General features: G+C 65.6%; 7 protein-coding genes. 2 read left to right on the top strand and 5 right to left on the bottom strand.

Annotated features, from left to right (window positions below; translation table 11 throughout):
• Nucleotides 1-103: 103 nt before the first annotated feature.
• Nucleotides 104-391: a hypothetical protein gene (locus tag ACZ6O0_RS43720; protein ID WP_465771031.1), complete on the bottom strand. Its 288-nt coding sequence runs from the start codon at nucleotides 389-391 to the stop codon at nucleotides 104-106.
• Nucleotides 392-686: 295 nt separating this feature from the next.
• Between ACZ6O0_RS43720 and ACZ6O0_RS43715 the strand changes: the two genes are divergently transcribed.
• Together ACZ6O0_RS43715 and ACZ6O0_RS43710 are read left to right on the top strand one after the other, a co-directional pair.
• Nucleotides 687-1,187: an RNA polymerase sigma factor gene (locus ACZ6O0_RS43715; protein ID WP_465771030.1), complete on the top strand. Its 501-nt coding sequence runs from the start codon at nucleotides 687-689 to the stop codon at nucleotides 1,185-1,187.
• Entirely contained in the window at nucleotides 1,184-2,029 is an 846-nt protein-coding gene (locus ACZ6O0_RS43710; RefSeq protein ID WP_465771029.1) for a PASTA domain-containing protein, read from the top strand. Before ACZ6O0_RS43715 ends, ACZ6O0_RS43710 begins: the two co-directional genes overlap by 4 nt.
• 532 nt (nucleotides 2,030-2,561) lie before the next feature.
• On the opposite strand, the gene ACZ6O0_RS43705 is transcribed toward ACZ6O0_RS43710, so the two are convergent.
• From ACZ6O0_RS43705 to ACZ6O0_RS43690, 4 genes are all read right to left on the bottom strand, one after another.
• Nucleotides 2,562-3,536 carry an NYN domain-containing protein gene (locus tag ACZ6O0_RS43705; protein WP_465771027.1) on the bottom strand — a complete coding sequence of 325 codons (975 nt, stop codon included), beginning with the start codon at nucleotides 3,534-3,536 and terminating at the stop codon, nucleotides 2,562-2,564.
• Nucleotides 3,537-3,901: 365 nt separating this feature from the next.
• Nucleotides 3,902-4,864: a GNAT family N-acetyltransferase gene (locus ACZ6O0_RS43700; protein WP_465771026.1), complete on the bottom strand. Its 963-nt coding sequence runs from the start codon at nucleotides 4,862-4,864 to the stop codon at nucleotides 3,902-3,904.
• A gap of 8 nt (nucleotides 4,865-4,872) precedes the next feature.
• Nucleotides 4,873-5,295, bottom strand: coding sequence for an AMIN-like domain-containing (lipo)protein (locus ACZ6O0_RS43695; RefSeq protein WP_465771025.1), 423 nt, complete (start codon nucleotides 5,293-5,295; stop codon nucleotides 4,873-4,875).
• A gap of 140 nt (nucleotides 5,296-5,435) precedes the next feature.
• Nucleotides 5,436-6,029 carry an AMIN-like domain-containing (lipo)protein gene (locus tag ACZ6O0_RS43690; RefSeq protein WP_465771024.1) on the bottom strand — a complete coding sequence of 198 codons (594 nt, stop codon included), beginning with the start codon at nucleotides 6,027-6,029 and terminating at the stop codon, nucleotides 5,436-5,438.
• Nucleotides 6,030-6,440 lie beyond the last annotated feature (411 nt).

Here is a 6,440-nt window from a genome sequence, read left to right as displayed (position 1 = left end):
AACGCCGGCTCTTCGGACAAGCCACTTCCCGGACCCGCCGAACAACAGCCTACGACCCCGCTGCCCGCCGCCTCTTGACACAGAAGGGAGCCATGATAGTGCGTTAGACAGGGTCCACCCAGGTGGCCGACAATGCGGCGAGCTGGTCTGCGAATCGATCGACCTCACAGCCCTCGGGGTCAAGTCCGAAGTGATCCTTGAGGTCGTACCAAAGGAACTCACTGAGCTCAGCTCGTGAGGCCCCTTGCATCAGCAGCCGCCACAGCGGCGCCAGCAGGCAGTCGTACTCGTCAGAGACGAGATCGGCCACTCCGATGGGGTCCGATTGATTCAGTAGGTACCGCAGGTTCGCCTGTCGACGCTCGATCTCGTCGACTTCGGGTTGAGTCATGTCATCGTCATCACGGTGACGTACCGGTGAGGCAGGGTGGGGGGTAACCGGGCGACCTCATGTGCACACTCTCATCGGCATGACCGCGCGGCCAGCGGCATGTCCGTACGTTGCTGGTCAAGTGTCTTCGGGGAGCGACCGCCGGTGCGCCTAGGCTCGAAGCTGTGCCAGTCCAGATCGATGTTGTGGAAGAGCCAATCCGACGGTAGTCCCGGACGGTCGATTCCTCTCGGGACCCCAACGTCGCGGTCCAGTTGTTCGTCTAGGTCGGTGACAGGGAACGGACGGTGGTGTGGTGGCTGCTGACTGGGAGGGTGCGTTCCGTGCGTTGCTGGCGACGCGTGGCGCCGCGCTTCGCAGTTATGCGTATCTGTTGACCGGCGACCCGACGGCAGCCAGCGACCTGGTCCAGGAGGCGCTCACGCGCGTGTTCGGTCGCCGCCGGGTCGGCGCGGACATCGACCAACTCGAGGCGTATGTCCGGCGCGCGATGCTGAACCAGTACGTCGATAGCCGCCGGCGACTCAACAGGTGGAACGCGACACGCCATCTGCTGGTCGATCCACCACACCACGACGACGACCGGGCCGCTGTGGCCGACGAGGTCCGCAGAGCACTGGGGACCCTGTCGCCGAGGCGGCGGGCGTGCGTTGTCCTGCGCTACTACGAAGACCTGACCGTGACCGAGATTGCCGACGAGCTCGGGTGTGCCGAGGGCACCGTGAAACGTCACCTGGCCGACGCGCGGGCGAAACTCGCCACGCAGCTCGGCATCACCGAGGAGCGCACCCGATGACCGCCAACGACCTACGCGAACTGCTCCGGGCCACAGCCGCCGAGGGCAGCGACGCCGTCGACCTCGCCGAGGACGAGGTCGCCGACCGCATCCGGCGCCGTCGAATCCGCGCCAGGCGATTCGCGGTTGGTGGTGTGGCGCTAGCAGCCGCCGCGGCGATCGCGGCGACGACGTTGGCCGTCCGCCCCACTGGCGGGCACCCGCCGGCTGCCACGACACCTCCGGTGCCTGCCGCGACGCGACTGGTGGGCATCGGGCACGCCGCCATCGCCGTGCCCGAGCAATGGGCCACGAACCAGCTCCGCTGCGGAACGCCGCTGAAGGACACGGTCATCATCGACGCGGGCCCCCAGGACCTCTGTGAGACGCCTTACCCCAAAGGTGTCGAGAGCGTGCTGGTGCGTAGCGGCAAGCCAATCGACTTCCATGCCGACGAGACCTTCCAGGTCGACGGTGTGCGAGCCGAACGTCAGCGGACACGCTGCACGGGCGACGACCGCGTCACGGTCTGCTCAGGCGCGGTGTTCATTCCGTCTCTCGACGTAGCGTTCCAGGCGGAGTCTTCCACGAACGCCGGCGAGGTTCACAGCATCCTCGCCCGGATCACGATCGTTCCAGACAAGGTCGGTGTCCCAGAGCCCCTGTTCAGCGAATCGAATCCAGCCGCCCGTTTCGGCGAGCAATACGCGGACAGGCTCACCGCACTGGGCCTGAAACCCCACATCCAGACCAGGAAGTCGCCTGGCTCCATACCCGGCAACATCCTGGCCGTCTCGCCATCGCCAGGCACGATGCTGACGCCGGGAGCGACGGTAACAGTCACTGTCGTCGCCCAGCCCTGAAAGTCCGCGCGCAACTCTTCCAACCGGCCATAGCCTGACGGTATCGGCGCCGCGGACTCTTCTGGACGCAGGCGGAGGGCGATCGAGTCCGCCGAGCGACATCCGGAATTCGGCATGAGCGGGCTTCACTGTCGGCGGCAGATCCGTACGTTGCTCCGACACGTGGACTAACTTCTAGCCTGTCGCACATCAGTTGGCGGAGATGTGTCGCGGATCTCGTGGCGGATCACAGGACTAGCCTCGGCGTGCGCACACCGGGTCGGTGACGCCAAGCCTGACTCGTGGGATCAGACGTGGTGCGAAACAGAATCGACTCGCGTCTGCTGGAGGGGCTGTCGCCCTGTTCGGATGAGCCTGCTGGAGTCTAAAGAGGGCTGTGTGTACCGCATCATGACCCCCCTAATCCGCAGGTCGTTCCTTCGAGCGGTCGGATCTTCGATCGCAGGGGAAGCGAGCGTGCGTGTGGCCGCCTTGGTGTGGGGGCGAGGCGTCGCTTGCTGGATCGTTGGGTCCGGTCTGTCTACGTCATTCGCTACCGTGCGGTCAGGGTCGGATTGAGCCGTACGAGCTGTGCGGAGGTTGTCTCGTCGAGTTCGGCGACGGCTTCGCGTGACCTCACGAAGTCCGAGAACGATCGGTAGCCGAGCGCCCTCTCGCTGAAGGACGGGTCCATGCGCTTCATCTGACTCTTCACGGCGGAACTGTGCAGCCAGTCCGCGTCGTCTTTGTCTTGTCCCAGGCGCAGCGCGCGTTCGAGGAGGCTGGTCGCCAGCCGCTGTGGGTCTTCGGAGTCGGGATCGGCCACGTCGGGCACCGCGGCGCCCGGGCGCCTGGTATGTCGCGAGCCCGGTTGGGAGGAGGACCGGGCGGGCCCCGCGGGCTCGGCCTTGGGGGTTGCCGCTTGTTCGGTCGCCGACTGGGAAGTGTCGATGGGTGTGACACCGGGCAACGCATCGTACGTGACGAGCTCGTCGCAGGCCGCGGCGAGCGATCTGCTGGTCGATCCGGCCACCCCCACGCCCACGACGTAGCGGCCAAGGCGCCGACAGCGTTGGGCCAAGGCGATGTAGTCGGAGTCTCCGGCCACGATCACCACATGGGTCAGGTCCGGGAGGCGGAACATGTCTTCTACCGCGTCAACTGCCAGTCTGATGTCGGCACCGTTCTTGGCGTAGGCGGCGGCGGGAAACAGCTGCACCAGGTCCACTGCGCGGCTGACCAACTGCCCGCGGTAATCGGCGTTGACCGGGTCTGACCAGTCCGCGTAGGCGCGCGTGAGGACGAGCGTGCCGAACGACGAGGCGAAGTCGATGACTGCGCCGATGTCGACCGTGGCGCGCCTGAGCTTGTCTGCGATGTCGGGCTCGGCCGACGTCTCCGCCCGGTCGAACGCCCGCACCTTGTCACGCTGGAACTGGCTACGACCATGCACCTGGTCGTAGCGCGAGATCACGATATTGTCGAAGTCGATGTAGACGGCGACGCGGGTCACGCCGGGTTCGGCCATGATTCCCCTTCTCGATGGGATGGTGTGCTCCCGACGCCATTGTGCCCAAGAACGAGAGACAAGCCTCCATCCCACCGACCCACCGCTAGACACCACACCTCGCCTCCAGGACCGCGCCGAGGTCTACGCAGGGGATCCGGTCGACCGCTGCCTTGTGTGCATCCGCGTCGATGCGGGTGGCTGTTCCGGGCCGCGGGGTACGGACGGTAAACGTTCCCTCGCTTGCACAGCGTTCAACGTTGAGGTTAACCGAATGTACGCAGGACGCAGGCCTATGCAGCGTAACCGGCAGTGGACAGGGACCAGACCAGAGCATCCACCGCCGGACGCAGGATGCTACGACCCGAACGCTTCGTGGTGCGGCACTAGCGGAGTGGGATGACTCGGCGCCAGCCGTCGAAGACGAGGGTGGGCTGCATGCCGACCGACAGGTAGAGGCCGAGGGCCGGGGTCGGATTGTTGGTGTCGACGTGCAGGATCGTGCCGGCCCGCCCAGCAGCCGCATCTCTGGCGAATGCGTCACGCAGCAAGAACTTCGCCAGTCCTCTCTCCCGGAACTCTTCGAGGACGCCGAGCATGCCGACGGACCCGCAGTTCTCGGCCTCGACGAACTCGTCGTTGCAGCTTCGCACCGCGACTGCCCGCCCGTCGATCTCGAGGAGCGTCAGCTGGGACCAGTCGAAGGTCGAGCTCGCCCCGAGTGCCTCGACCCACTCGTCGTGCGGACGAGGGACGAAGCCGTACTGGCCGCGGAAGCTGTCGATGACGACCTCGTGAGCAGTCCAGCGGGTGGCGTCGTCGAACGCCCCGCGGCGTACCACCACGCCCGCGGGTGGATCGGGCACGGCAACGGCTCCGGTGTGATCGATCCGCATCCGGTGGTACGTCGTACAGGCTGCGAAGTCATGATCAGCCAGTAGAGCGCACACCAGCTCGTCATCGCGATAGACCCACGAATCTACGGTGATCTCGGCGTGTCCGTGCTCGCGTCCCATCTGCCTGGCACGTTGCAACGCGTGATCGACCAGCCAGGCGACGACCGCCTGCTCCTGCGACACCACCTCGATCTCGATCACCAGGCCGTCGCCCTTGCCGAAGGTCGTCGCGTAGCCAACCGGCCGCCCATCGGCCGCCAGCACGAGGAGGCCGTCGGTTGCCCGCTCGAATCCGGGCTCGGCGAGGCCGTCCGCGACCTCGTCCAGCGTGCAATCGGCGAACCCGACCACCGCCGTGTTGTAGGCCGACCTGAGATCGAAGATCCTCTCGGCATCGGTTAATTCAGGAGCACGGACGATGTACCCATCTGGCAGTACGACGCTTGGCTGCATAGCTCCATTCACCACCGGTGAGCGATGTCGATGACCAGCCGGCTGCCTGATCCCGGACCTGCGAGGGTGAAGACGCGGAACGGCAGGCGCGCGCGGACTCCGATACCGAACACCGTAAAGCCTTCCGCGGAACCACCGCTGGCAACCTGCCGGAGTGTGCGGTAGCCGGTCACGTCGGCGACCTTCAGCTCGTTCGGTGGCTGGAAAGCCGGACGTCCGGTCGCGTCGAACTCGTTGCCGTCGATGGCGAACTCGAGTTGCGCACCGCCACGCAGCGGCATGGGACGATTGGTGTGGGTGTAGAACACCTCGGATGCGTAGCGCACGGTGTATCCGGGCGGCTTGCCCGAGATGTCGAACACGACGCGGTCGAAGCAGGAGTGCCGTCCGGTCCGGACGTTCGTCAACACAGCGGTCGTGCTGCGGTTCATTGCCTCGGACAATGAGCCCCAGCCTGCAGGGCAGGAAGCGCTGGTGCCGGCGGTGGCGGCCGCCGGGACAGCGACCGCTCCCGCCGGCACCGCAACGACCCCGAGGACTGCCAGCGCGGCGCACAGCGATCTCACGGCGTTCACCAGCTGTGGGCGACGTCGACGACGACGCGGCCTGTCGCGCCTGGGCCGGTGAGGGTGAAGACGCGGAACGGGAGTCGGGCGCGAACTCCGAGCCCGATCGTTGTCTGACCTTCGAAGCTGCCGGCGGTCGCGACCTGCCGGAAGGTTCGGTAACCGCTCACGTTGGTCAGCTCGTCGACGTTCGTCGGGTTGTAGGTGCTGTGCACGTCGTCATACGACGGAACGCTGAGGATGATCTCGAGTTTGGCGCCGCCGCGAAGCGGGACAGGTCGGCCCTCGCCTACCGTGGACACCTCCTTCACGTAGAACACGCGGAACCAGGACGGCTTGCCCTTGACGTCGAACACGATCCGGTCGAAACAGGTGTGCCGGCCGGTCCGGACGTTCGTCAGGTGGCCCGGGCCGGTGTACGTGCTTGCCTCAGGCAATGAACCCCAGCCGGTGGGACAACCGGCAGAGGTGGCGGTCGTGGTCGCGTTGGCGACCGCAGGTACAGCGACGGCTCCCGCCGGTACGGCGGCGATCGCCAGTACGGCGAACGCGGTGCGGATCGGTTTGCGGATGCGGATGATGGTGTGAATACATTTCACGATGCCCCCCTTTGGACACCAGTTAGATGCACCGGGCAACCTCAAAGTTTCTCGATCAGCCCAACCGATTTCTACTACCCATCATTTCAATCGAGCAATTGAGTGAGCCGACAGTCAATTAACCCGTGGATGTGTGTTCGAGTCCCCGGTCCGGTGGGCCGCGCCGCCAGGAGCTTGGCTAGTTCCGTTGGGACCGGTCGCGAATCGCCACGCGTCCAGCTTGTCTGAGAAAGGGCGAGTGACGAGTTTTAGGCCCGTTTGACTTTGTCACACGTTTCTCAACACCCTCGCGGACACCTGTGCGCTCTTGCTGTCGATGTTCGAAGTCGGCTGCACGGATGTCCGAACTCGTCTGCAAATAACTCATCCGGGTGTTGTCGACATTTCCCCGACCGAACGCGGTCCAGGCGT

This window comes from Kribbella sp. NPDC048837, assembly GCF_055586945.1.
This window is presented reverse-complemented; position numbering and strand designations above follow the sequence as displayed.